Source organism: Pseudomonas sp. NPDC099000 (assembly GCF_044759925.1).
Taxonomy (GTDB): Bacteria; Pseudomonadota; Gammaproteobacteria; order Pseudomonadales; family Pseudomonadaceae; genus Aquipseudomonas.
This window is the reverse complement of the sequence record NZ_JBIWAF010000001.1, coordinates 391692-417045: the sequence shown is the minus strand read 5'-3', so window position 1 is coordinate 417045 and position 25354 is coordinate 391692. Positions and strand designations below refer to the sequence as shown.

The following is a 25354-nucleotide window of genomic DNA, read 5'->3' as shown; positions in this document are numbered from 1 at the left end:
CCTCGCTCCTACGGTACGGTGTTGACTGTAGGAGCGGTGCTTGCCCGCGAAGAAGTCACCTCGATTTTTCTGAATGACCCCAATCCAGGCACTCGATGAAACGCTACGAAAAATTCGCCGATGACATCGCTGAACTGATCCGCTCCGGCGTCCTCGGCCCCGGCCAGCGCGTGCCGTCAGTGCGCTATGCCAGCCAGACTTACGGGGTCAGCCCGTCCACCGTGTTCCAGGCCTATTACCTGCTGGAACGCCGAGGCCTGATCCGCGCCCGGCCGCGCTCCGGCTACTTCGTCAACGCGCACGCACCGAGCCCGTTCTCGGAGCCGGTGATCAGTAGCCAGGTCAATGAATCCACCGAAGTCGACGTCAGCGAACTGGTGTTTTCGGTCCTCGACTCGATCAAGGACCCGACCACCGTGCCCTTCGGCTCGGCCTTCCCCAGCCCGACCCTGTTCCCGTTGCAGCGCTTGTCCCGCTCCCTCGCCAGCGCCGCCCGGGACATGGACCCGCGCATGGTCGTCACCGACATGTCGCCGGGCAACCCGCAACTGCGGCGCCAGATTGCCCTGCGCTATATGGTCGGTGGGCTGATGCTGCCGATGGAAGAACTGCTGATCACCAACGGCGCGCTGGAAGCCCTGAACCTGTGCCTGCAAGCGGTCACTGAACCCGGTGACCTGGTGGCCATTGAAGCGCCGGCGTTCTATGCCTGTCTGCAAATACTGGAACGGCTGAAACTCAAAGCCGTCGAGATCCCGGTGCACCCGCGCGACGGTATCGACCTGGGCGTGCTCGCGCAAACCCTGGAACGCCACCCGATCAAGGCCTGCTGGTGCATGACCAGTTTCCAGAACCCGATGGGCGCGACCATGCCCGAGGCCAAGAAGCAGGCGCTGGTCGAACTGTTGCGTAGCCATCAGGTGCCGCTGATCGAGGACGACGTCTACGCCGAACTCTATTACGGTCAACAGGCGCCGAAACCGGCCAAGGCGTTTGATACCGAAGGGCTGGTGATGCATTGCGGTTCTTTCGCCAAGAGCCTGGCCCCCGGCTACCGCATCGGCTGGGTCGCGGCCGGCCGTTATGCGCAAAAGATCGAGCGCCTGAAACTCATGACCTCGCTGTGCGCCTCGATGCCGGCCCAGGCCGCCATCGCCGACTACCTGCAACACGGCGGCTACGACCGCCACCTGCGCAAACTGCGCTACGCCCTGGAAGAACAGCAAAGCGCCATGCTCGCCGCCATCGCCCGCTACTTCCCGGCACAGACCCGTGTCAGCCAACCGGCCGGCGGCTACTTCCTGTGGCTGGAACTGCCGCCCCAGATGGATTCGCTGAAGTTATTTCAGATGGCGTTGGCGCAAGGCATCAGCATCGCGCCGGGGCCGATCTTTTCACCGACGCAGCGGTTCAGGAATTGTATTCGGTTGAATTATGGCAGCCCGTGGACCGAGGATTCGGAGAAGGCGATGGAGACGTTGGGGCGGATAGTCAGGTCATTCTGACACTGATCGTTCCCACGCTCTGCGTGGGAATGCATCCCGTGACGCTCTGCGTCACCTCCAGAGCCGAACGCGGAGCGTCCGTGGCGGCATTCCCACGCGGAGCGTGGGAACGAGCCGGTTAACGGCCACCGCCCAGGTCAACAAAAGTCCCGGTCGCATAAGAAGCCTTGTCCGACAGCAACCAGATAATCGCCTCAGCCACTTCATCCGGTCGCCCGCCCCGGGCCATCGGAATCGCCGATTCCAGTTTGCTGACCCGATCCGGATCACCGCTCAACGCATGGAAGTCGGTGTAAATAAAGCCTGGCCGCACCGCGTTGACGCGAATGCCTTCGCCCGCCACTTCCTTGGACAGGCCGATGGTGAAGCTGTCCAGCGCGCCTTTTGACGCCGCGTAATCCACGTATTCGTTGGGTGAGCCCAAACGCGAGGCCACCGAGGATACATTGACGATGCTGCCGCCCTGCCCGCCATGCTTGGGCGACATGCGCATGATCGCGTGCTTGGCGCAGAGGATCGGTGCCAGGACGTTGGTCTTGAGGGTTTTCAGAATGCGAAACTCGGACATTTCGTCGACGCGAGACTTGTGGCCCACGGTGCCGGCGTTATTCACCAGCGCGGTGACTCGACCCAGCTCGGTGTCCACCCGGTGGAACAGACTGATTACTTCGTCTTCGATGCTGACGTCGGCGCGCACGGCAATGGCTTGAGCGCCCAGTGCCCGGACTTGTGCCAGCACGCTTTGCGCAGCCGATTCGTCGGATTGATAGTTAATGCAGATCCGATAACCCAGCCCGGCGGCCAACAGCGCGGTTGCAGCGCCGATACCACGGCCGCCGCCGGTGATGACAATGACTTTGTCCATGCTGACTTTTCTCCTTCACGCGTAAGCAGTCGGGGCCAAGAATAACCGCCATTGCTCGGTTTTGCATGGACTCACGTCAACTGATCCTACCAACGTCGTATGCATTGGAGTCTCTGTAGCAGCTGTCGAGCCCCCTCGCCACAGGAGCCCCCTCACCACAAAGCAGGCTCGGCAGCTGCTACAGGGATTAGCGCGATCGTTAGCCGACCGCCAATCGTTCCCCGCGAACAATGTCGGCCATGAAGCGATCCGCCGGCAGCGGGTGCCCGAGCAGGTAGCCCTGCAACGAATCGCAACCCAGTTTGGTCAGGAAGTCTTGCTGGACGCCGGTTTCCACGCCTTCGGCAACGATGCGCAAGCCCAGCGCCTGACCGAGGGCGACGATGGCTGACACGATAGCGGCGTCGTCACTGTCGTGTTCCAGATCGCGGACGAAACCGCGGTCGATCTTCAGTTCGTTGGCCGGCAAGCGCTTGAGGTACATCAAGCTCGAATAGCCGGTGCCGAAGTCATCGATGGACAGGTCGACGCCCATTTCCGAGAGTTCCTGAAGCACCGTCATGCTCGCATCGGCATCGCTCATAGCGGTGGTTTCGGTGATTTCCAGGGTCAGGCTATTGGCCGGCAGCTGATGCGTGGCCAAAGCTTTGGAGACGCTCTTGACCAGGCCCGCATGGCAGAACTGCAACGCCGAGAGGTTCACCGCAATGCGCCAGTCGGTATAGCCGAGCACGTACCACTCGTGCATCTGGCGGCAGGCTTCGTTCAGCACCCATTCACCAATGGGAATGATCAGCCCGGTCCTTTCCGCCAGGTCGATGAACCTGTCCGGCAGCAGCATGCCCTGGGTCGGATGCTCCCAGCGCAGCAACGCTTCAGCACCCAACGCGCGACCATTGCCGGCGTCGAACTTGGGTTGGTAATAGAGGCTGAACTGCTGCTGATCGAGGGCATTGCGCAAGTCCTGCAGCAATTGCAGCTGTTTGCGCGCGTTGCTGTTCATCGACGCGTCGAAGAAGCTGTAGCCGTTTTTCCCGGCGCCCTTGGCGTGGTACATCGCCGCGTCGGCGTTCATCAGCAGTTCCTGGGCGGTCTGGCCGTTGCCCGGGTACAGCGCGATGCCGAGGCTGGCGGAAATCTGCAAGTCATGTTCGGCAACCCGGAACGAACTGCCGATCAGGCCGACCTGCCGCGCTGCCACGTTCAGCGCGTCGTTTGGCTCACTGAGCCGCACCAGCAGGACGAATTCATCGCCGCCGATCCGCGCCAATGTGTCCTGACTGCGCATGTCCTCGCGCAGGCGCAAACCGACCTCGCGCAACAACTGATCGCCCATGTGGTGACCGAAGGCATCATTGACCGGTTTGAAGCCGTCGAGGTCGATGAACATCAGCGCGAAACAACCGCCCTGCTCCTGAACCTTGGACATGGCCTGCTCGATGCGATCGGCCAGCAACATGCGATTGGGCAAACCGGTCAGGGTGTCGTGCAGGGCCAGTTGGGTCAGCTCGCGGTTGGCTTCCGTCAGCGAGCGCGCAAGGTCAGCGGTGCGGGCTTCAAGACGCGCATCGAGCACCGAGGTGAGCAAGGCGATGCTCAACACTGCGAGCGTGGTGATCAGCACCAGGTTGTCGAGGCCTTTGCCGTTCAAGCCGCTGATGGCGGCGCCACAGAAACTGCCGTCGGGGAATCGCGCCGCAGCCATGCCGGTGTAGTGCATGCCGACGATGGCGAGGCCCATGATCACCGCCGCACCGGCGCGAAGCAGACCCACATACGGCGTGTGCTGACGCAGGCGGAAGGCGATCCATAACGCGGCGCCGGAAGCACCGACGGCAATGAGCAGCGACGCACCAAACAGCGCCGGATCGTAATCGATGCCCGGCTGCATGCGCATGGCGGCCATGCCGGTGTAATGCATGGCACTGATCCCGGTGCCCATGATCAATGCGCCGAACCCCAGTTGCCAGGTCGGCAGCCGTGGCTGACTGACCAGCCAGAGGGCAAAACCGCAGGACAGGATCGCGGTCAGCAGCGACAGGGACGTGAGGATGAGGTCGTAACCCAGGTCGATGGGCAATGTGAACGCGAGCATGCCGATAAAGTGCATCGACCACACGCCGACGCCCATGGCAAAGGCGCCGCCCGCCGTCCATAGAAACACGGCACGGCCTTTGGCGGTGGCAATGCGTTCGGTCAGGTCGAGCGCGGTATAGGAGGCGAGAATCGCTACACAGAGCGAAATGATAACGAGTGTGGGTGAATAGCTACCAATGAGCATGTGACTTCTCGCAATCGCCCCGCCGTACTGCTTCCGTTCTCGGGAGGGCAAATCGGGCGATTGTACTGATTGCGCAAAAGAACGCACTGACAAAAGTAATCAGATGGCCATCAAACCGATGAAACGCTTGTTTGACACTCCGGCAGGCTTACGAACTCGACGGTAGCAGCTGTCGAGCCTGCGTTGTGGCGAGGGGGCTTGCCCCCGTTCGAGCGCGAAGCGATCGTGCATACAGACGACTCGGTGTTTTTGAACCATAGCGAGGGCCGCTTCGCGCCCCAACGGGGGCAAGCCCCCTCGCCACAACGCAGGCTCGGCAGCTGCTACAGGGGCCGCGCTATCTGTTTTCGCTCACCTGGAGCGCCCCATCCCACCCACCGCCCAACGCCGCAATCAGCTGCACACTGGCAATCAAGCGGCTCTGCAACAGGCTCAACACACTACGCTCGTTACTCAACGCGGTAGCCTGGACCACCACCACACCCAAGTAGGCAATCACCCCGGCCTTGTATTGGTTCTGCGTCAACCGAAGGGATTCGCGTGCCGCATCCAGTGCTTCCTGGCGCACGCCGGCTTCGTCTTCCAGCACCTTGAGCTGCACCAGGTAGTTTTCCACCTCGCGGAACCCATCGAGCACGGTCTGGCGGTACTTGGCGACGGTTTCGTCGTAGGCCGCTTCACTGCGATCGACCTCGGCCGAACGCTGGCCGCCATCAAACAGGGTCATGGCCAGTTGTGGCCCCACCGACCAGAAGCGGTTCGGCACGCTGATCCAGTTGGCATAGGTGCTGCTGCTATAACCGCCGTTCAGGCTCAGGGTCAGATCCGGGTAGTAGGCGGCCTTGGCCACGCCGATGTTGGCGTTGGCCGCCATCACCGAACGCTCGGCGGCAGCGATGTCCGGACGGCGCTCAAGCAGCTGCGAAGGCAGGGCCAACGGTATTTCGGGCAACGCCGGGATGGTCTTGGTTTCGGCCAGGCTGAACTCCGCAGGTGGCAGGCCGATCAATACCGCGATGGCATTCTCGAACTGGGCGCGCTGCCAGATCAAATCGACCATGTCCGCCTGGGTGCTTTTGAGCTGCGTCTGCGCCTGGGCCACCGCGTCCTTGCCGGAGACGCCGGCGCGGTACTGGTTTTCGGTCATTTTCAGCGAGCGCTGATAGGCCTCGACGGTCGCTTCCAGCAAGCGTTTCTGCTCGTCGATCACCCGCAATTGCAGGTAGTTCTGCACCAGTTCCGATTGCTGGCTGAGGCGCATCGCCGCCAGATCGGCAAAACTGGCCTCGGCGTTGGCGGTGTCGGCTTCCAGGCCCCGACGCAATTTACCCCAGATGTCCGCTTCCCAACTGACGCCGGCCTGCGCCGTGTAGGTGTCGCGAATACCGCTGGAAGAACTGGTCAGGCTCGAACTGCTGCTGCCGGTGCCCTGGCTGGAGCGGTTTTTCCCGACGGTCAGATCCACCGTCGGAAAAAACGCGCCCCGGGCACTGCGTACCAAGGCCTGGGCCTGACGGTACTGGGCTTCGGACTGGGCGACGGTCTGGTTGGAACTGTTGAGTTTTTCGATCAGGCCATTGAGTTGCTGATCGCCATACAACTCCCACCAGGCGCCGCGGGCCAGGGCATCACTCGGGCTGGCCTGACGCCAGCCGGCCGCTTCTTTGTATTGCACCGGCGCGGCGGCTGGCGGGCGCTGGTAGTCCGGGCCGACAGCGCAAGCGCTGAGCATCGCCACGCACAGCGCCAAGCTCAACAAACGCGAGCCCCGGGCGGCTGCCAGCGGCGTGGCCAGATTGATAAGCGAACGGTCAGTCATAGCGGAGTTTCCAGAGCGGCATCGGTACGCACGCCACGCCACTTGTTGAAGCGATGGCGCAGTTTGTCGAGATAGAGGTAAACCACCGGGGTGGTGTAAAGGGTCAGCACTTGGCTGAAAATCAGCCCGCCGATGATGGTCAGGCCTAGCGGCTGACGCATTTCCGCGCCTTCGGCACGGCTCAGCAGCAACGGCAACGCGCCGAGGATCGCCGCCAGGGTGGTCATCAGAATCGGCCGCAGACGTTGCAGACAGGCGCTACGAATCGACTCCAGCGGCGCCAGGCCTTGACGGCGCTCCAGTTGCAGCGCCAGATCGATCATCAGAATGGCGTTTTTCTTCACCACGCCGATGAGCAGGAATAACCCGAGCAATGAAATCAGGCTGAACTCACCGCCCAGCGCGTAGATCGACAGCAACGCGCCGACCCCGGCCGATGGCAACGTCGACAAAATGGTCAGCGGATGGATGTAGCTTTCATACAGCACACCCAGCACCAGATACACCGCCACCAGCGCGCCGAGAATCATCCACGGCTGGCTCTTCTGGGTGGCGGCGAAGGCATCTGCGGTGCCGGCCATTTTCGCAATCACGCTTTCCGGCAGACCGACCTTGGCGATGGCCCGCTCGATCGCCGCCGTGCCCTGCTCCACCGTCACCCCGTCAGCCATGTCGAAAGACAGGCTTTCGGAGGCGAACTGGCCTTCGTGGCTGACCCGGTCGTCTTCCAGGCTGTTTTCGTAATGGGCAATGGTCGACAGCGGAATCCGCGCGCCGTCGGCGGTAATCACCTGCACCTGCTTGAGGGTAATCGGGTCCTGGGCGTATTTCGGATTGACCTCCATCACCACCTGGTACTGGTTGAGGCTGTCGTAAATCGTCGAGATCTGCCGCTGGCTGTAGGCGTTGTTCAGCACCGAAGTGACCATGTCCATGTCGACGCCCAGGCGTTTGGCCTGATCGCGATCGACGATCAGGGTCACCTGTTGCGCACCGCGCCCTTCACGCGCATCGATCGCCGTCAGCTCCGGCAACGCCTTTAACGCGGTGACGACTTTCGGGTACCACTCGCGCAAATCGCCCAGGTCGCCGCTTTGCAGGATGTAGGAATACTGCGAGGTAGTCTGTTCACGACCGCCACCGAATTGCAGGTCCTGATCGGCCATCAGCATCAATTGCGCGCCAGCGACTTTAGGCATCTCCTTGCGCAACCGTTCGATGACTTTCTGCGCGGAAATGTTGCGTTCCTTGATCGGCTTCAACCGCACCAGCATGAAGGCGTTGTTGGTGCCGTTGGTGCCGCCGATGAAACCGGCAACGCTTTGCACCGCCTCGTCCTTGAGCACGGCACGGCGGAAGATTTCCATTTTCGGCTGCATGACGCTGAACGACAGCCCGTCGTCGCCGCGCACGAAACCGATCAGTTGACCGGTGTCCTGCTGCGGCATAAAGGTTTTAGGAACAACGACATACAGCGCGATGTTAACGCCGACTGTCACGAACAGGCTGAGCAAGGTCAACCGACGGTGACGCAGCACCCAGTCGAGGCTGGTCGCGTATTTGCCGACCATCCACTCGTTGGCCCGCTGACTCCAGCGCTGCAAACGGTTTTCCTGCCCCGGTGTGTGCGGCTTGAGCCACCGGGCGCAGAGCATCGGTGTCAGCGTCAGCGAGACCACCAGCGAGACCACGATGGACGCCGCCAATGTGATGGAAAACTCACGGAACAGGCTTTCGACAATCCCGCCCATAAACAGGATCGACAGGAACACCGCCACCAGCGAGACGTTCATCGACAGTAACGTGAAGCCTACCTCCTCAGCTCCGAGGTAGGCGGCCTTCATCGGCGGCACGCCTTCATCGATGTGCCGGGAAATGTTCTCGAGCACCACGATGGCGTCGTCCACCACCAGCCCGGTGGCCAGGATCAGCGCCATCAGCGACAGGTTGTTGAGGGAAAAACCGTAGAGGTACATCACCGCAAAGGTGCCGACCAGCGACACCGGCACGGCCAGGGTCGGAATCAACGAGGCGCGGAAATTACCGAGAAACAGGAACACCACCAGAATCACCAGCGCCACGGCGATCAGCAGGGTCATTTCCGCTTCGTGCAACGTCGCCTTGATCACCGGCGAACGGTCCATCGCCAGGTTCAGCTTGACGCTGGCCGGCAGCACCGCCTGCAACGCCGGCAGCTGCGCCTTGATCTCGTTGACCGTCTCGATGATGTTCGCACCGGCCTGGCGGTTGATCACCAGCAGCACCGCCGCGTCGTTGTTGAAGAAACCGCTGTTGTAACGGTCCTCGACCCCATCGCTGACCTTGGCCACGTCTTTCAGGCGCAACGCCGCGCCGTCCGCGTAGTGGATGATCAGCGACTCGTAATCCTTGGCTTTTTCCAGTTGATCGTTGGCCTGCACCTGCCACAACCGCTGGCCGTCTTCGACCGAGCCCTTGGGCCGGCGCACGTTAGCGTTGGCGATGGTGTTGCGCACATCGTCCAAGGCCACGCCGTACTGGTTGAGCGCTTGGGGTTCGAGTTCGATGCGCACCGCCGGCAACGAGCTGCCGCCAATTTGCACCTCACCGACGCCCTGCACCTGGGACAGGCTCTGGGACAGGATCGTCGAGGCCAAATCGTAGAGCTGGCCTTTTTCCAGCACGTCGGAGGTTAGCGACAGCACCATGATCGGCGCCTGCGACGGGTTGACCTTCTTGTAGGTCGGCATGCTGCGCATCCCGCTCGGCAGCAGGTTGCGCGAGGCGTTGATCGCTGCCTGCACTTCCCGGGCCGCGCCATTGATGTCGCGATCCAGGTCGAACTGCAAAATCACCCGGGTCGAGCCCTGGCTGGAGCGGCTGCTCATGGTATTGACGCCGGCGATGGCGCCGAAGGAGCGCTCCAGCGGCGTGGCCACGGTCGAGGCCATCACTTCAGGGCTCGCACCCGGCAGGCTGGCCTGGACCACGATCACCGGGAAATCCATCTGCGGCAACGGCGACACCGGCAGCAGGCCGAAGCTCACGCCGCCCAGCAGCATGATCGCCAGGCTCAGCAGCATGGTCGCGACCGGGCGCTTGATGAAAGGTCCGGACAGATTCATGGCTGCTCTACCGCTTCCGCGGCTTCAGACTTGCGACCCCAGCGCCGACCAAGGCGGTCGAAATACAGATAGATCACAGGCGTGGTGAACAGCGTCAGCACCTGGCTCAACAGCAGACCGCCGACCATCACCAGGCCCAACGGCTGGCGCAATTCCGCGCCGGAACCGGTGGCCAGCATCAATGGCACCGCGCCAAACAATGCCGCCAGCGTGGTCATCAGAATCGGTCGAAAACGCAGCAGCGCCGCTTGATAAATCGCCGTTTCCGGGTCCATGCCCTGATTGCGCTCGGCGTCGAGGGCGAAGTCGATCATCATGATCGCGTTCTTTTTCACGATGCCGATCAGCAAAATGATGCCGATGATCGCGATCATCCCCAGGTCATTGCCGCTCAACAGCAAGGCCAGCAAGGCGCCGACCGCCGCCGAGGGCAAGGTCGAGAGAATGGTGATCGGGTGGATGTAGCTCTCGTAGAGCACGCCGAGCACGATGTACATGGTCACCACCGCCGCCAGAATCAGCAGCAAGGTGCTCGACAACGACGCCTGGAATGCTTCGGCGGCGCCCTGGAACTGGGTCTGCACGCCAATCGGCATACCGATGTCTTGCTGCACCTGTTCGATGATCTCCACCGCATGCCCCAGCGCCACGCCGGGCGCGAGGTTGAACGACATCATCACCGCCGGGAACTGGCCGATGTGCGTGATCGCCAGTTGCGCTTGACGCTCCTCGATGTGCGCCAGGCTGGACAGGCGCACTTGCCCGCCGTCGGTGGTCTTGACGTGAATCTGGTTCAACGCGTCCGGGCCGATCTTCTCGCCGGACTGCGATTGCAGCACCACGCGGTACTGGCTGGCCTGGGTGTAGATGGTGGAAATCTGCCGCTGACCGAAGGCGTCGTACAGCGCATCGGTGATGTTCGACACCGACACACCGACCCGCGACGCTGCATCGCGGTCGATCACCAGATAAACCTGCAAGCCTTTGTCCTGCAAATCGCTGGCGACGTCGGTCAACTCCGGCCGTTGCGCCAGTGCGTCTACCAGACGACCGCTCCACAGACTGAGCAGCTCGGAATCCGGCGACGACATGCTGAACTGGTATTGCGTGCGGCTGACGCGGTCTTCGATGGTCAGGTCCTGCACCGGTTGCATGAACAGGCGAATGCCGACCAGCTTGTCCAGTTCCGGTTGCAGCCGGGCGATCACCTCGGTGGCGCTCAAGTCGCGGTTGCTGTGGGACTTGAGGTTGATCAGTAGCCGGCCGCTGTTCAGCGTCGAGTTGTCACCGTCGACACCGATGTAGGACGACAGGCTTTCCACCGCCGGATCGGCCAGGATGACCTTGGCCAGTTCCTGCTGCCGCTCGCTCATCGCCGCAAAGGAAATCGACTGAGGCGCCTCGGAAATGCCCTGGATAACGCCCGTGTCCTGTACCGGGAAAAAGCCCTTGGGCACGACCATATACAGGAACACCGTCAGCGCCAACGTGCCGATCGCCACCATCAAGGTCAGCGGTTGATGCTTGAGAACCCACTTTAACTTGCGCCCGTAAGCCGCGATCATCCAATCAATTGTTGCACCGCTGGCCCGGTAGAAACGGCCCTGTTCTTCTTCCTTGGGCTCACGCTTGAGCAACCGCGCGCACATCATCGGCGTCAGGGTCAGGGACACGACCAGGGAAATCAGGATCGCCACCGCCAGGGTGATGGCGAACTCGCGGAACAAGCGCCCCACCACGTCGGCCATGAACAGCAGCGGAATCAGCACCGCAATCAACGACAGGGTCAGGGAAATCAGGGTGAAGCCGATCTGCTTGGCGCCCTTGAGCGCGGCATTCAGGGGGCTGTCCCCTTCTTCGATAAACCGGGAGATGTTCTCCAGCATGACGATTGCATCGTCCACCACGAAACCGGTGGCGATGGTCAGGGCCATCAAGGTCAGGTTGTTGACCGAAAAACCGGCGAGGTACATCACGCCGAAGGTGCCGATCAGCGACAGCGGCACGGCCACCGACGGAATGATCGTGGCACTGGCCCGACGCAGGAACAGGAAGGTGACCATGACCACCAGCGCGATGGCGATCAGCAATTCGTGCTGCACGTCGGTGACCGAAGCGCGGATGGTCTGGGTGCGGTCGGTGAGGACCGTGACGTCGAGGCCGGCCGGCAGGTTGTCGGTGATGCTCGGCAGCAGGGCTTTGATCCGGTCAACCACTTCGATAACGTTGGCGCCGGGCTGACGCTGAATGTTCAGCAGCACCGCCTGGTTTTCATTGGCCCATGCCGCCAGGCGTTCGTTCTCGGCGCCGTCGACAATCTCGGCCACGTCCTTGAGGCGCAGCGGCGCGCCGTTGGCGTAGGCCAGGATCAGGTTGGCGTAGTCCTTGGGCGAGGTCAGTTGATCGTTGGCGTCGAGCATCGACACCCGGGTCGGACCGTCGAAGTTGCCCTTGGGCTGGTTGACGTTGGACGCGCCAATCAGGGTGCGCACATCCGACAGGTTCAAGCCATTGGCCGCCAAGGCCTCCGGGTTGACCTTGATCCGCACCGCCTGACGCTGGCCGCCGGCAATGCTGACCATGCCAACGCCGCTGATCTGGGCGATTTTCTGCGCCATGCGCGTATCGACCAGGTCGTTGAGCTTGGGCAACAGCATGGTTTTGGAGGTGATGGCCAGGGTCAGCACCGGGGTGTCCGCCGGGTTGACCTTGTTGTACACCGGCGGCGCCGGCAGGTCCTTGGGCAGCAGATTGGTCGCTGCGTTGATCGCGGCTTGGACCTGCTGCTCGGCGACGTCCATGTTGATGTCGAGGCTGAAACGCAGGGTCAGCACCGAAGCGCCGCCGGAACTGGTCGACGCCATCTGGGTCAGGCCGGGCATCTGCCCGAACTGACGCTCCAGCGGCGCGGTCACGGCGCTGGTCATGACATCCGGGCTGGCGCCGGGATACAGCGTCATGACGCGGATGGTCGGGTAATCCACCTGAGGCAATGCCGACACCGGCAGCAGCCGATAAGCAATCACGCCGGCCAGGATAATGGCCAGCATGCTCAGCGTGGTGGCGACCGGGCGAAGGATGAACAGCCGCGAGATGTTCATGCGCCGCCCTTTTTCGCCTTGTCGGTGGTCGCCGGCTCAGTCGAGCTGGCCGCCGATTTGCCTTGCAGGTGGCCGGTCGGGGTGGTCGGTACGTCCTGGGTGTCGTTGACCACTTCCACTTCGCTGCCTTCCTTCAGGCGGTCGGTGCCTTCGAGGACCACGCGATCTCCTGGGACCAGGCCTTCAGTGATCACGGTGTTTTCACCGTCACTGGCGCCGACTTTCAACGGACGGATCGTGACCTTTTTGTCACCGTCCAGGGCGTAGACGAAGGTGCCGTTGGTGCCGAACTGAATCGCCGCCGAAGGTGCGAGCACCACATCCTTGAGGGTGTCGGCCAGCAGGTGGACGTTGACGAACTGGTTGGGGAACAGCGCCTGATCACGGTTCTCGTAGCGCGCCTTGAACTTCAGGGTGCCGGTGGTCACGTCGATCTGGTTGTCCAGGCTCTGCAACACGCCGGTGGCTTGCAACTTGGTGTCGCCACGGTCCCAGGCTTCGGCCGGCAGTTTGGCGCCCGTGCGGTAGCGCGCCAGGACGACGTCGAGGCTGTTTTCCGGCAAGGTGAAGGCGACGCTGATCGGTTGGGTCTGGGTAATGATCGCCAGCGCCGTGGTGTCGTTGGCCGCCACCAGGTTGCCGACGTCCAGCTGCCGCAGGCCCACACGCCCGGCAATCGGGGCGCGGATCCTGGTGAATTCGAGATTGAGCTTGGCGTCGTTGACCGCCGCCTGATTGGTCTTGACCGTGCCCTGGTACTGACCGACCAGTGCTTCGGCGGTGTCCAGGGTTTGCTTGGCGATACTGTCTTCCTTGAACAGGCCGCGATAACGCTCGACATCGACCTGCGCATTTTTCAGTTGTGCCTGGTTCTGCAGGAGCGTGCCTTCAGCCTGGAGCAAGGCGTTCTGGTAAGGACGCGGATCGATTTCAGCCAGCAGGTCGCCGGCCTTGACCATCTGCCCTTCTTCGAAGGAGATCTTCATCAGTTCGCCGCCAACCCGACTGCGCACATTGATGGTGTTCAGCGCGGTGACGGTGCCCAGCGCCTTGTAGTACAGCGGAAAATCACCCTTGACCGCCGGCGCCACGCGCACCGGGATCGGCCCGGTCGCCCCGCCGAAGCCCGGACGCATCCCCCCCGACTTGCCGGTGTGGCCGGCCACGGCTTTCGGCGCAGCTCCGTCCTTATTGGCAGTGCCGGCGGGCCAGAATTTCCAGCACAGGCCAGCGATGACCAACAGCACAAGCAGGCCGAGCAGCCAGCGACGAGGTTTACGGGAAGCGGAGGATTGCATGGAATGATCAACCATTGGGCGCGTGAGCTTCTTTCTACAGGAGGCTGAACGATAAGCACTGGTGGGTATTAAGCAAAGCGCCTTTACCGGCAATTTACCTTCGGCTTACGTAACAGGATGTTTGGCCAAGACACTGAATCACAAATGAAAACGGCCTGGACAGGGCCAGGCCGTTAACAATTGTAAAAAGTAAGCTTATTTCAGAACAGCAAGTGCCGCTTCGTAGTTCGGCTCTTCAGCGATTTCCTTGACCAGTTCGCTGTGCAGCACGTTGTCGTTTTCGTCCAGTACCACGACGGCACGGGCGGTCAGGCCTTTGAGCGGGCCGTCAGCGATGGCAACGCCGTAGTTCTGGATGAACTCTGCACCGCGCAGGGTCGACAGGTTTTGTACGTTGTCCAGGCCTTCGGCGCCGCAGAAGCGTGCTTGAGCGAACGGCAGGTCAGCGGAGATGCACAGCACCACGGTGTTGGCGATGTCGTTGGCCTGGGCGTTGAACTTGCGTACCGAAGTGGCGCAGGTCGGGGTGTCGACGCTTGGGAAGATGTTCAGCACTTTGCGCTTGCCGGCGAAGCTCGCCAGGGTCACGTCGGACAGATTGCCGGCAACCAGGGAAAAGGCTGGCGCCTTGGAACCGGCTTGTGGCAGTTGGCCGTTGACTTGAACCGGGGAGCCTTTAAGAGTGACTTGAGCCATGAACGGAGTCCTTCTGACGTTGTTGTGGAGAATTTTGAAGAGGCCGAAGTTAACCACGAAATGGTCCGACGACCTATGCCCGGATACAAATTGTGATGTCTCGTCGCACACATTGGATACAAACCAAATCCTTTGTAGGAGCGAGGCTTGCCCGCGAAGAACGATAACGCGGTCAGTCTGTCGCAACGAGGTGTTCCCTTCGCGGGCAAGCCTCGCTCCTACGGGTCGGGGTCAGGCCAGCAACCGCAACATATTGTGGTGTCGCGCCTCGAAACTCCGGCGCATATCTGCATTCACCAGCAACGCTCCCGTTAATTCACCACCGAAAGCCAATACGTTACATGGTCGGTGTACAGCGTACCGCCCTCTCCCGCCGCCACCCGGTGTTCATGACGAAAGGCAGCCATCGGCCCCTTGAGCATTTCATCAATGAAATGATGCTTGCCCACCTCGCGGATCACCACGGTCCAATCGGCAGGTATGAAATTGAACATCCAGTGTCGAAAACGGAACTGGCGCCCGGCTTCGATTCGAAGATTGCTTAAGTCGATATTGCTTAATAGCGTCACCCGCCCCGGGAAGATCTTCGGAAAGTTGACGCCTTCCAGGCAGTAATCGAGGACTTGCGCCGGTGTCCGGCCGGGGATGAGCGTAGTAATTTGCAACACAGGCATTTGCAGTGGCATTCCATTGTTTGGCAGGAGGGTGAAGTGGCAAGCGGGCAGGCACATCAATTTATGGTTTCGGGTAGTGGAAACTCACGTCTGTCCCGGAACATGACGTAAAGCGGGTCCACCCCGGAGCCTGTCGGGAAGACAACGATGTAGTCATCGAATTTGATCTCGGTCCTGCCGTCAAAGGGCTCCAGTAAAGGCACAGGCGGAGATTGCAAGAACCCCAGGCGATACTCGGTGGTCGCCCCCTGGTCCGGTGTGGTTTCAAGCGCCGCAGGTGCGCGCCAGCTGACAGTGACCGGGGCCGCTCCATCGGCGGTGAAACAGTACGCTTGCATCGAGTCCTTCCAGACCGCGGGGCGCACCCTCACTTTGGACGACAAGGTGTTGCCATTCGTTGGCGTTATGGCCACCTGTAACAGCGTGCTTATCAATCTCACGCCTTGAGACATCGTCCCTGCGGGAACATCGTAGGTACCGCTGATCATCCTGAAAGCAATATCCACATCTGCCGTATTTGCTGCAAGGTCGTGCCAATCATGCCCCTCGATGGGCTGGAACTCGTGCAAAGGCACACACACCGCATACCTGCCAACCTCGGCGCGACTTGAAAATTCCATTCGTAGAACCGCCGCGTATTGACCCTGATGGGCTTCGGTACCGGAGGTGATCTGCCAGGTAAATTCTGCCACCGCAGAACGCACCGATTTTTGCAGAGCGACCCGGTAAGTTTCCATTGGCTGCGAAAGCGCCCCATCGATCCAGACGCCGGGACGCGAATTGACGTGGCCCAGTGACGCCAACAAAAGGCCCGGGGTCTGAACGGGACCCACTCCTCCCAGATAGCGTTGGCGTACCAGTTGGGTTTGCGCATTGATCAGTAACGTTTCAGCCTCGATTTGCAGGTGATTCAGGCGCTGCCTGACGACGCTCAACGTCGCCAGATAACTAGACTCAGTGGCAGTGATCAACTGGGCGATGTTTTGCCACTGTGCTTGCTCGGCGCGGCCATAAGTCAAATCGCGTTGGGCAGCGTCCCTTTTGAACTTGAGCCTCATTTCCCAGAACTCGTAGCGCCTGACCACCAGACGTGTATCAAATTCAGCGATTTCGAGACTACGGATGTCCGCCTCACGCCCACGGATGTCCACCTCAGCGCTCTGTTGGCTGCGCAGATGCTTGATACGTCGCTCTAAAAGGCTTAACGCTGGCTCGACATCATTCTGGGAAGTTGCCACGTCTACGAAGACTTTTTGTGCCGCTGCCAGACTTTGAGCGATGCGCAGTTGCGTCACTTGGGCAAACGTCATCGGAGTGGACGGCCAATGGGCATTGGAGCTCGGCATGGGGATGCCTTCGCCCTTGAATGCAGGCTGCCCACGCTTGTGGTGCCAGTCTTCGACGTAGTACACGACCGAGCCTGTGGTGTGGCCGTTGTAGTCGTCCTCAGCAGGATAGAACAACAGGTCTGCACCTTTGGGGTGGCCGACGATCCGGTCGAAGTGGTTGATGAGTCGATCGTGGTCCACTTTAGGCAAATCGACAGCCCATATTCTGTTCACCAACGCCTGGAATTCTGGCTCGGTGTAATCCTTGAGTGTTGCTTTGAGTTCCATCTTCGGTTCTTCCTTGTGTCACTGACACATAACGCCTGCTGGACGACGGCATCGCTCAGTCGTCATGAGCGGATGCACGTCGTATTGCGCATTCAACGCTGTTCAGTCATTCCGGTTTGAAGCCGGGTTTGTTATTGAGTGCGCGCCATTCCTTGACTTCTTTCAGGATGCCTTCGGGACTGTCTTCCTGACCTTCCTTGGGGTAGAAAATGACGTCTGAGCGGTCTGGGTGTTCTGAGATCAATTCAAAATGGTCAAGGAGGTCATCTCTGTAATCCTCCAGTGCCTGCCCTCGCAGGTCGCTCGTCTGATGGAAAAACTCCCCCAAAAATGCCAAAAACTCTGTCTCTGTGTAGTCCTCCAACCGCTTTTTAAAAATCATGACTGTTTCTCTCTTTGTGAAGTTGAATATGACGTTTAGGGGTCATCACCGAGAGGTTGTCCAAGCCGTAGACATCTCCTCCTTTCGAAACTTCAACTTCATGGTGAAGTTCAAACGTCCTACGTCCACCAGCTTGGTCTACAACTGCCGAAAAAGGAGCAGATCCATCCCGCATTCTGTCCAGATTGCTTCGAGTAAACTGGCGACTTAACTCTGCATCCTCCGCAACAGCCCTCCAAAACGCCCGCCTGAAACCATGAAAGTTTCGAAACTCCTTCCACCGCAACTGGTCCGCGATTTGCCCTGGTATCGGCGCCCCATCTCCCCTCGCATCGTCTCCAAGCCAAATTTCTGAAACGTCGGATCCCCATCCCGTTGCAGTCCCCGGATCATCCCGCCGGTCCAGAAACAGAACATCCGACGAAGGCAATTCCATATCTGCCGGGAATCCAGGAATACTGCCACCGATCAGACCTTGGTCAACAGCCGGAAATGTCTCGTTTTGAGGTAGGACCGGGATGGCCGGTGTGCCGGGATAAACCGCTGGAATCGTCGGGGTGACCGGTGATGTTGTAGGACCAAGGTGTTCGATTCCCGGCGGAACGAGGGGTGTCCAGGTACCGACGCCAACGGGACGAATTGGCCAGGGCAGAATTGCCGGTCTGATGCCCAGCCGTCCTTGGCTGCTTTGCGGAGTAGTAATGCTGATTTTGTCGAGGTTGAAGGGGTTTTCGCCACGTTCCACGGGCTCTTGATAACGCAGCTCGAATTCACGCCTTTGCCCGACCCACGTGCTCTTCGGTGCGTAAGGCGCGAAGCCTTGTTCGAGGCGTTTTTTGTTCACCTCATCGAATTCGGTGACAAGCGCCGGGTGTTCGCCGACCGTACGCCATAGCGCTTCATCGAAGGCGCTGAACGACCGGATTTCTCGGCCGCGGAATTGGTCGCCGATCTGCACAGGAATGGCTGCGCCCTGGGCTCGGCTTGCGGCTTTCCACCAATCATTCGCAGCAGGTTGACCGGTCCCGGTGACGATGCCTGAGCCCATGGGCGGCAGGTTGAAGGACATGTAGATCGGCGTCAGGCCCGGCACGCAAACGATGCAATCCTGAATACGCAGGTCGACACCCGCCGGGATGTCCTGGATCTGCGGCGTCATCACCGCCAGGCCGGCTTGGCCAGAAGTGGTCACCTGAGGTGTGGACTCGGGTGTGAACTGCAGGAGTCGTGGCGGTGAACCCGGGACCTCGGCGCTGTAGACACCGGTCAGCGGGTCAAGTACGGCATTGATGACCGGTACACGAGCGTCTACCTCACCACCGGTGCTGGTGACGATAATCGCGGTACCTTCCGGCACAGCTTCGGGTTTGAGCCGGTACGCCACCTCCGCCGAACCGCCCGCATCTGCGATTGACTGCAGCGCCCGACTGTCAGTAAAGCCCAGCGCTTGGGCCGGAACGCCAATGCCCTGCAACAAACGCCCGCGCTGTTGCGTAGTCAACTCGCCATTGCCAAGGGTTGGCGAATAAAACATTGCAGTGACAAATACTGGCCCTGTCCTGACCACGATGCGTCCGGCATCGATGAGTGTGTCGATGGCAGCCTGGACAGCCCTTTCAAGTGCAGCGGCGACGTCTTGCGCAACCAACACACTTTCTCGAGTCAAAAACATTCCGCCGCCAGCGGCCACCGAAGTTACCGGCGCCGTCAGCGTGTTGGCCTGCCTGACCCGTTCAACCCGCGCACCTTCATCGACTTGCTGCTTGAACCGGACTCGCGCGTCGCGCTGCTCGGCAAACTGACGAAGCGCCTCCCACACCGCTTCCCGCTCACGCCAGACAATGGTCTGCTCGGCATGATGTCTGCCCAGCGCATTGGATTTATCCGTGAGCGCGTTTATCTGCGCGGATAGAAGCCGGGCTTCGTGGGCGGCGTTGTAAGCGTTTTCCCAGATCTGGTGGCCGTCGTTGAGCGCCTGGCCGAACTCACCCAGTCGTGTCAGGTAATCGTTCGAGGTACGGGTGAATGGATCGTGTCCATCGAAGGATCGGGCAACCGCATTCTTTGCATTGAGCTCTGCGGTTTTACGGGCGATCAGCCCATCGATTTCGTTTTTTTCCTTGGTGATGATGTAGAGCTGCCAACGCTCGCTCGATCCACTGTGCGGTGGTCGTCTAACACCCGAGATTTCATGTTCCAGGGAGGGTGCGAGTTGACTGGCCTTAGCCGCAAAGCTTCGGTCTGCCTCTGCTCTGATAGCGTCATGGCGTTGGGCCAGACCGGCAAGAAACTGATGCAAGGCCTGGACACGAGACAACTCCTGAGCCTGTGCTGCGGCGGCCTGTGCTTGAGCCGCCTCGGCTTGCGCTTGCGCTTGGGCTTGGGCTTGGGCTTGGGCTTGGGCGACAGATTGCGCGTGCGCTTTTTCCTTTGCCTGACGAGCGGCCTCTATGGCCCGCTTTCGAGCCTTCTTCTTTTTCTTGCTGGATTTACCGAACCCGCCTGAAACCCCTCCGCCGCCAGTCCCCCCACCGGAACCACCGTTTGAAGCGGGCGGGCCCGACCTGATTACGACACTTCCTGACGTTCCATCGTTATGTATTTGTTGTGCCATACAGTCACTCCTTGTCTGTAGGGCACAGCATGTCGATGGAGCAGTGGTCCGGTGCGGTACATAGTTAAAGGGCAGTCTTTACATCGAGCGTCGTCAGCTACTTGAGTGGAGAGTCGATAAAGAATCGGATTATCCAAGCAACTTTCGTTAGCGGTGTTGTCGATTCAGGTCACGGTTATTCGACTAGACAGTGAATCACCCACCCTCCAGCGGAGATAAAACCATGCGATTCATGATCATTGTAAAAGCCAGCCCGGACTCCGAGGCCGGTGTCCTGCCCACCGAGGAGCTGATGACCGCGATGGGCAATTACAACGAGGAACTGACCAAGGCCGGCATCCTCATCGACTGCGACGGCTTGCAACCGAGCAGCAAAGGCGCCCGGGTGCGATTCTCGGGCGAAAAACGCACGGTCATCGACGGCCCGTTCGCCGAAACCAAGGAGCTGATCGCCGGTTATTGGATTTGGGAGGTGAAGTCGAAAGAGGAAGCGATCGAGTGGGTCAAACGCTGCCCAAATCCGATGCCGGGCACAGAAGCGGAGATTGAGATTCGTCCGATCTATGGGGCGGAAGATTTCGGCGAGGAGTTCACCCCGCAACTGCGCGAGCAGGAAGAACGGATACGCGAGCAGATGAAAAAGCGCTGAACATTTCAGGGCAGTAAACGGCACCACAACCGCATCATCGTTCTTCGCGGGCAAGCCACGCTCCTACCGACGCGAGCTTGTCCGCGCCCCCCCCCCGCCCCGAGAACTTGTACAAAAATCCAATATCCCGCGTACCAACTGGCTAACCCGAAGTTAGCTGCTAACTTCAACAGACGTGTCCTACAGGCTTGAAAGGAAAGAGATTCGCCGTAACGCTGAAGAACGACACCCATTGCATCCCGCTCGGTTTGGGTGGCGGAAAAGTCTGGAAATCCCGGTCCAATATTCTCAACGCCTTCAACGAACAGCAGAGTAATGTGGAGCGCAAAGGCGATGGCCTGCCGCAGTAAACGCGGCTCGCCGGGCTCAATGTCACGTTCGGTAAATGAGGACATTTCTATGCACGGTGCAATTCGCTTGGCCGGCTACAGCCTGATGACCATGTTCGTCAGTTGCGGCGTCGGTGCCCAGGACCTCGATACCCGAATCGGCAAGATTGCGTTGGAAAACAGTCTGCCAACCCATGAAACGATCCCTTTGCTCTACGCCCCGTGGGTGATCGATCTGCCATCTCGTCCGGCACTCGACGACATCACGGCCGTGGAATGACGCCCAAGGGTTCAATCAGGAAGCTCTATGAAAAACCGCCTGCTGCTCATCGCGCTGTCGCTCGCCCTGAGCACCAGCGCCTGGGCCGACTTCACCGCCACCCCCGAAGAAGCCCGCGGCATCGCCAAGGAAGCCTATCTGTACGGCTTCCCGGTGGTGGAGATGTACAAAACCCTCTACACCCAGGCCATGGACAAAAACAGCGCGAGCTTCAAGGCGCCGTTCAACCGGATCGGCAACACCGCGAAGGCGTTCACCGCCAAGGACACTGCGTTCGTCACACCCAACGCGGACACGCCCTACTCGTTCGTGTGGATGGACCTGCGCGCCGAACCGGTGGTGCTGACCTTGCCGCCCATCGACGAGCACCGTTACTACTCCGTGCAATTGATCGACGCCTACACGCAGAACTTTGCGTACCTGGGCACCCGCAGCACCGGCAACAACGGCGGGCACTTCATGGTCGCAGGCCCAAACTGGCAAGGTCAGCAACCGGTAAAAATGGATCGACTGCTGCGCAGTGAAACCACCATCGCCTACGCCCTGTATCGCACGCAGCTGTTCGATGAAAAGGACCTGGCCAAGGTCAAGAAAATCCAGAAAGGCTACAAGGTCGAAACGCTGAGCCACTACGTCAAGAAGAAGGCCCCACCCGCCGCACCGAAGATTGCCTGGCCGAAACCCACGCCGACCATGAGCGACACCCCGGACCTGTTCCGCTACCTGAATTTCATGCTGGCCTTCGCCCCGGCGCAAGACGCGGAAAAGGACCTGCTCGCGCGCTTCAACACCATCGGTATCGAGGCTGGCAAGCCGTTCCAGTTGCACGACTTCACACCCGAACAACGCCAGGCCCTGGAAGACGGCATCAGCGACGCCAAGGCCGAATTCGCCCGGTTCAAGAAAGACAAAGTCGATACTCACCAGATCACCAGCGGCGATTTCTACGGCACCCGCGATCACCTCAAGGGCAATTACCTGTACCGCTACGCCGGCGCGGATATGGGGATTTTCGGCAACTCGGCCGAAGAGGCGAATTACATCGGTTATTTCGTCGACAAGGACGGCCAGCCTGTCGATGCCTCGAAACACGATTACACCCTGCATTTCGACAAGGGCACCCTGCCCCCGACCGATGCGTTCTGGTCGCTGACGATGTACGACAGCAAGAACAAACTGCTGGTGGCCAACCCGCTCGATCACTACCTGATCAACTCGCTGATGTTGCCCGAACTCAAGCTCGATGCCGACGGTGGCCTGACCCTTTATCTGCAAAACGAGGCACCGTCCAAGGAGTTGCAAAGCAACTGGCTGCCAGCGCCAGAAGGCCCGTTCTTCGCGGTGCTGCGCCTGTACCTGCCGAAACCGGAAGTCACCAGTGGGCAGTGGGAAATGCCCCTGTTGACCCCCGTGATCGGCGACTGAAGGCAAGACCCGAGGACTTTTCGACGCGAAACAGGTAGGGTGCGCAAAATCAAACTGCCATCATCCCCCGGTTTCAGGGAAGCTGTCGCGTCGCGGGTTTTCATGGAGTTGCACACGCAATGAGTTGCTGGACCCTCCTCGGCCTCCCGGCCGATGCCGATACACGCCGTATCAAACGCCAATACGCAATGCTGCTCAAACAGACGCGCCCGGATGAAGACCCCGAAGGGTTTCAGCGGCTGCGTGAGGCGTATGAACACGCGCTAAGCATCAAGGAATGGGAGCAATTGCGTGAGGATGACTCCGGCGACGATGCCCCGTGGGACCTGACCGGGCTGTCGGCGGTTGAAGTCGACACGCTACAACGGATCACCCGTTCACTCGACGGTGTCAGCCGCGTCGAGCTCGAACGACGTCATGCCATCGCCGTCGAGCATGGCGCGGTCGATGTCATGGAAGATGCGGTGCTCAGGCATTGCGTCGACCACTTCGAGACATCCGAAACACTGCTCGACTGGGCGATGGAAACCTTTCACTGGTTCAGTCTCTGGCAGCGGCTGGAGCTGAACGAAGAGCTAATCGTAGAGTTGTCGCAACAGCGCAAGCGCTTGGCGGAGCGTCGTGAAGCGCCGATATTTCTGGCCCGGCAACAACGCCTCGCCGCAGAACCCGCCGCCACGCCGGAGCATCGCGCCGCCCACTTGCTGCTGGCGCCGCGCACGTTCAGTCAACGCCGCGCCCTGGCCCGACGTTTGCGCGAAGACGATTGGGTGCACTGTCGCAAGCTGAGCTCTGCGTTGTACGCCAACCACCCGGACATCTGCGCCGACCTGCCCGGTGGCACGCCGTTCTTCTGGCGTGACTGGGAATACAGCTACGACAGTTGGCCGATGTACCTCGGTATTGTCCTCGCCTGTCTGGTCGGCTCCTTTGTTCAATTCGCGCCATTGGGCACGCGCCTGGGCGGATTGATCGGCGTCGCGGTGTTCTGGTCGGTGATATTCGCGGTCGCCGGTTGGGTACTCAACTGGCTGACGGCGCACGTTGCCCATCGCTTTTGGTTACTGGACGATCGATTGAGTGTGCGCCTTTCGCCCTCGCTCATGCCCCTGCCGTTTGGAGTGCTGCGCGACTTGATTCCCTGCATTGCGATGGCGGCGGGCATTGGCAAAGTGTATGGCGTGGTCGGCAGCATCGTTTACGTCACTACACTGACAGGGGTCGGACTTATACGCCGGCGGGAGGTCAACCCGCACGTTTCCTGGCAACACGCCAGCCCCTTGCTCAAACGAAGCCTGATGGGCGCGGGCATTTTGGTGCTGGTTTTAATACTCGGTGTGTTCAAAGTGATCTCAAGCCAAAGTACGGTCAACCGCAACCAGGGCCTGCAACAGTGGACCGAACGCTTGTGCAGCCGGATGCCGGTCACCGCCAGTGAATGCAACGCACCGGCCACCGTTGAGCAGTGGTACGGCCAGGAGATACAACCATGAACCCGAAATGGCTGTTCCCGGTGGCGACCATTGTGATGCTGATCCTGATGGGGCTGGCCGGCTCTTCGAAATTCGTCGCCCGCATCGATTTGTGGCTGGATCAACACGACGCTCCGCTCACCGCGCAGGCCAATGCCCTGAGCCCGGTGATCGATTGCATCAACCGGGTCGACGTGCATTGGCGGGTCGCCTACGAACTGTACAAATCGCCGAAGCAACCTGCGGAACCGGTGCGAGACTGGATCGCCAACCAGCATGATTTCGACGACAACGGTGCCAGTGATGCGCCCGGCATTCAAAGGGATATCTGTTCGCCGAAAATCAGCGAAAAGCTCAAGCTGCTGAAATACGACTCACTGCTGGCGTTGAAAGCCGATGCCTACGCGCAGGCATTACAGCAAGTAATGCCCCTTACGCAGCAAATCACCTTTTACCGACAGGCGCGTTTTTCGACCGTCATCAGTGAGGTGCAGCCCGCCTTTGCCGATCAATTCAGGCCCTGGGCCGAGGACTACCTCACGGCGTCAACGGTACTGAGACAACACGTTGAAAACCTGGACCTTGAACAACGGCGCGAGCAACTCAATCTGATCGAAGCACGTTTTGGCAAGGACATTCACTGGTATTTGCTGGCTTACATGATCCAGGCCAGAGACACGCTGAACCTTGTCACCGAGGGCGTGAACAATCGGACCCTGACGCCGCAGGCACTGGCTAAAACCATCGCTGAACTGCAATTGGCCTGGGATTACCGGCAGCAGTTCAGCCAACGCCACTTGCCGGAAACGCAAAAACGTAACGAAGTACCCGGTTATCTCTGGTCGCACATTGCCAGGCCGACACAGAAGTATCTGGATGCCTTGAATGCTCTGCACAAGGACTGGAAGAACAAGGCTGAACCACAGCGATTGAGCGATGATTTTTATGCGGTGACGCGCGGGTATGATTCGCTGATCAGCCATTACAACCGGTTGGCTCGTGCTGAGTATTGAAAGATGCGGTGTTTGTCAGGCCGCCATCGCGGGCAAGCCTCGCTCCCACAGGGGGATGCGTAAACCTGTGGGAGCCTGGCTTGCCCCGGGCGGCGTTCCGACGCAGAGGCCATCAATGAATACCGCTTCAGTGGCCGGTGCCGTCTCCTGGTGATGAATGCCGCCGGCCTTGTTGACCGTCGCGTCCACCCGTGCAATCGGGATCACTTCATAGGGTTAACCGCCGCGCCA

At 60.2% G+C, this 25354-nt stretch carries 17 protein-coding genes and 1 pseudogene; 7 read left to right on the top strand and 11 right to left on the bottom strand.

The genetic code is table 11. From position 1 onward, the window contains the following. Window positions 1-95 precede the first annotated feature (95 nt). A complete protein-coding gene (gene mapR / locus ACIQV9_RS02000; RefSeq protein WP_403097441.1) occupies window positions 96-1505 on the top strand; it encodes a GntR family transcriptional regulator MpaR in 1410 nt (469 codons plus the stop codon). A 118-nt stretch (window positions 1506-1623) separates the two neighbouring features. Here mapR and ACIQV9_RS01995 read toward each other — a convergent pair whose 3' ends face one another. The 11 genes and pseudogenes from ACIQV9_RS01995 to ACIQV9_RS01945 form a co-directional block, all read right to left on the bottom strand. After that, window positions 1624-2370, bottom strand: a complete 747-nt coding sequence (locus ACIQV9_RS01995) for an SDR family oxidoreductase (protein WP_403097439.1) — start codon at window positions 2368-2370, stop codon at window positions 1624-1626. A 199-nt stretch (window positions 2371-2569) separates the two neighbouring features. Continuing rightward, window positions 2570-4651: a putative bifunctional diguanylate cyclase/phosphodiesterase gene (locus ACIQV9_RS01990; protein ID WP_403097437.1), complete on the bottom strand. Its 2082-nt coding sequence runs from the start codon at window positions 4649-4651 to the stop codon at window positions 2570-2572. 337 nt (window positions 4652-4988) lie between these two features. Next, window positions 4989-6470 (bottom strand): efflux transporter outer membrane subunit, encoded by a 1482-nt coding sequence (locus tag ACIQV9_RS01985; protein WP_403097434.1) that lies wholly within the window; start codon window positions 6468-6470, stop codon window positions 4989-4991. Next, a complete protein-coding gene (locus ACIQV9_RS01980) occupies window positions 6467-9574 on the bottom strand; it encodes an efflux RND transporter permease subunit (protein ID WP_403097431.1) in 3108 nt (1035 codons plus the stop codon). Before ACIQV9_RS01980 ends, ACIQV9_RS01985 begins: the two co-directional genes overlap by 4 nt. After that, entirely contained in the window at window positions 9571-12675 is a 3105-nt protein-coding gene (locus ACIQV9_RS01975; RefSeq protein ID WP_403097429.1) for an MdtB/MuxB family multidrug efflux RND transporter permease subunit, read from the bottom strand. Before ACIQV9_RS01975 ends, ACIQV9_RS01980 begins: the two co-directional genes overlap by 4 nt. Then, on the bottom strand, window positions 12672-13988 hold the full coding sequence (locus ACIQV9_RS01970) for an MdtA/MuxA family multidrug efflux RND transporter periplasmic adaptor subunit (protein WP_403097426.1): 1317 nt from the start codon (window positions 13986-13988) through the stop codon (window positions 12672-12674). Before ACIQV9_RS01970 ends, ACIQV9_RS01975 begins: the two co-directional genes overlap by 4 nt. 180 nt (window positions 13989-14168) lie before the next feature. After that, a complete protein-coding gene (gene tpx, locus ACIQV9_RS01965) occupies window positions 14169-14669 on the bottom strand; it encodes a thiol peroxidase (protein WP_403097423.1) in 501 nt (166 codons plus the stop codon). Window positions 14670-14900: 231 nt separating this feature from the next. Then, window positions 14901-15343 (bottom strand): annotated as a pseudogene (locus tag ACIQV9_RS01960) (polyketide cyclase). Between the two features lie 56 nt (window positions 15344-15399). After that, window positions 15400-16959 (bottom strand): S-type pyocin domain-containing protein, encoded by a 1560-nt coding sequence (locus tag ACIQV9_RS01955; RefSeq protein WP_403097421.1) that lies wholly within the window; start codon window positions 16957-16959, stop codon window positions 15400-15402. 106 nt (window positions 16960-17065) lie between these two features. Further along, entirely contained in the window at window positions 17066-17341 is a 276-nt protein-coding gene (locus tag ACIQV9_RS01950; protein ID WP_403097418.1) for a bacteriocin immunity protein, read from the bottom strand. Next, complete coding sequence (locus ACIQV9_RS01945; RefSeq protein ID WP_403097415.1) at window positions 17331-19955, bottom strand: S-type pyocin domain-containing protein; 2625 nt, start codon at window positions 19953-19955, stop codon at window positions 17331-17333. The genes ACIQV9_RS01950 and ACIQV9_RS01945 overlap by 11 nt, the downstream gene beginning before the upstream one ends. Window positions 19956-20178: 223 nt before the next feature. On the opposite strand from ACIQV9_RS01945, the gene ACIQV9_RS01940 reads away from it, so the two are divergent. The 6 genes from ACIQV9_RS01940 (at window position 20179) to ACIQV9_RS01915 (ending at window position 25123) form a co-directional block, all read left to right on the top strand. Next, the gene (locus tag ACIQV9_RS01940; RefSeq protein ID WP_010459909.1) at window positions 20179-20604 is read left to right on the top strand and encodes a YciI family protein; all 426 of its coding nucleotides are present in this window, start codon (window positions 20179-20181) and stop codon (window positions 20602-20604) included. Window positions 20605-20792: 188 nt separating this feature from the next. Continuing rightward, complete coding sequence (locus tag ACIQV9_RS01935; protein WP_403097654.1) at window positions 20793-20954, top strand: hypothetical protein; 162 nt, start codon at window positions 20793-20795, stop codon at window positions 20952-20954. Window positions 20955-21003: 49 nt separating this feature from the next. Next, window positions 21004-21213: a hypothetical protein gene (locus ACIQV9_RS01930; RefSeq protein ID WP_403097412.1), complete on the top strand. Its 210-nt coding sequence runs from the start codon at window positions 21004-21006 to the stop codon at window positions 21211-21213. Between the two features lie 27 nt (window positions 21214-21240). After that, window positions 21241-22638 (top strand): DUF1254 domain-containing protein, encoded by a 1398-nt coding sequence (locus tag ACIQV9_RS01925; RefSeq protein WP_403097410.1) that lies wholly within the window; start codon window positions 21241-21243, stop codon window positions 22636-22638. A 119-nt stretch (window positions 22639-22757) separates the two neighbouring features. After that, window positions 22758-24131 (top strand): J domain-containing protein, encoded by a 1374-nt coding sequence (locus ACIQV9_RS01920; protein ID WP_403097408.1) that lies wholly within the window; start codon window positions 22758-22760, stop codon window positions 24129-24131. Continuing rightward, window positions 24128-25123, top strand: coding sequence for a DUF3829 domain-containing protein (locus ACIQV9_RS01915; protein ID WP_403097406.1), 996 nt, complete (start codon window positions 24128-24130; stop codon window positions 25121-25123). The genes ACIQV9_RS01920 and ACIQV9_RS01915 overlap by 4 nt, the downstream gene beginning before the upstream one ends. The last annotated feature ends 231 nt before the right edge of the window (window positions 25124-25354 follow it).

What these genes read in the sequence shown, in the direction of transcription:
- ACIQV9_RS01940 (WP_010459909.1), top strand. Translation starts at nt 20,179, where the DNA reads ATGCGATTCATGATCATTGTAAAAGCCAGCCCGGACTCCGAGGCCGGT.
- ACIQV9_RS01970 (WP_403097426.1), bottom strand. Translation starts at nt 13,988, where the DNA reads ATGGTTGATCATTCCATGCAATCCTCCGCTTCCCGTAAACCTCGTCGC.
- ACIQV9_RS01995 (WP_403097439.1), bottom strand. Translation starts at nt 2,370, where the DNA reads ATGGACAAAGTCATTGTCATCACCGGCGGCGGCCGTGGTATCGGCGCT.
- ACIQV9_RS01915 (WP_403097406.1), top strand. Translation starts at nt 24,128, where the DNA reads ATGAACCCGAAATGGCTGTTCCCGGTGGCGACCATTGTGATGCTGATC.
- ACIQV9_RS01930 (WP_403097412.1), top strand. Translation starts at nt 21,004, where the DNA reads ATGCACGGTGCAATTCGCTTGGCCGGCTACAGCCTGATGACCATGTTC.
- ACIQV9_RS01920 (WP_403097408.1), top strand. Translation starts at nt 22,758, where the DNA reads ATGAGTTGCTGGACCCTCCTCGGCCTCCCGGCCGATGCCGATACACGC.
- ACIQV9_RS01985 (WP_403097434.1), bottom strand. Translation starts at nt 6,470, where the DNA reads ATGACTGACCGTTCGCTTATCAATCTGGCCACGCCGCTGGCAGCCGCC.
- ACIQV9_RS01990 (WP_403097437.1), bottom strand. Translation starts at nt 4,651, where the DNA reads ATGCTCATTGGTAGCTATTCACCCACACTCGTTATCATTTCGCTCTGT.
- ACIQV9_RS01925 (WP_403097410.1), top strand. Translation starts at nt 21,241, where the DNA reads ATGAAAAACCGCCTGCTGCTCATCGCGCTGTCGCTCGCCCTGAGCACC.
- ACIQV9_RS01955 (WP_403097421.1), bottom strand. Translation starts at nt 16,959, where the DNA reads ATGGAACTCAAAGCAACACTCAAGGATTACACCGAGCCAGAATTCCAG.
- ACIQV9_RS01945 (WP_403097415.1), bottom strand. Translation starts at nt 19,955, where the DNA reads ATGGCACAACAAATACATAACGATGGAACGTCAGGAAGTGTCGTAATC.
- tpx (WP_403097423.1), bottom strand. Translation starts at nt 14,669, where the DNA reads ATGGCTCAAGTCACTCTTAAAGGCTCCCCGGTTCAAGTCAACGGCCAA.
- mapR (WP_403097441.1), top strand. Translation starts at nt 96, where the DNA reads ATGAAACGCTACGAAAAATTCGCCGATGACATCGCTGAACTGATCCGC.
- ACIQV9_RS01980 (WP_403097431.1), bottom strand. Translation starts at nt 9,574, where the DNA reads ATGAATCTGTCCGGACCTTTCATCAAGCGCCCGGTCGCGACCATGCTG.
- ACIQV9_RS01950 (WP_403097418.1), bottom strand. Translation starts at nt 17,341, where the DNA reads ATGATTTTTAAAAAGCGGTTGGAGGACTACACAGAGACAGAGTTTTTG.
- ACIQV9_RS01975 (WP_403097429.1), bottom strand. Translation starts at nt 12,675, where the DNA reads ATGAACATCTCGCGGCTGTTCATCCTTCGCCCGGTCGCCACCACGCTG.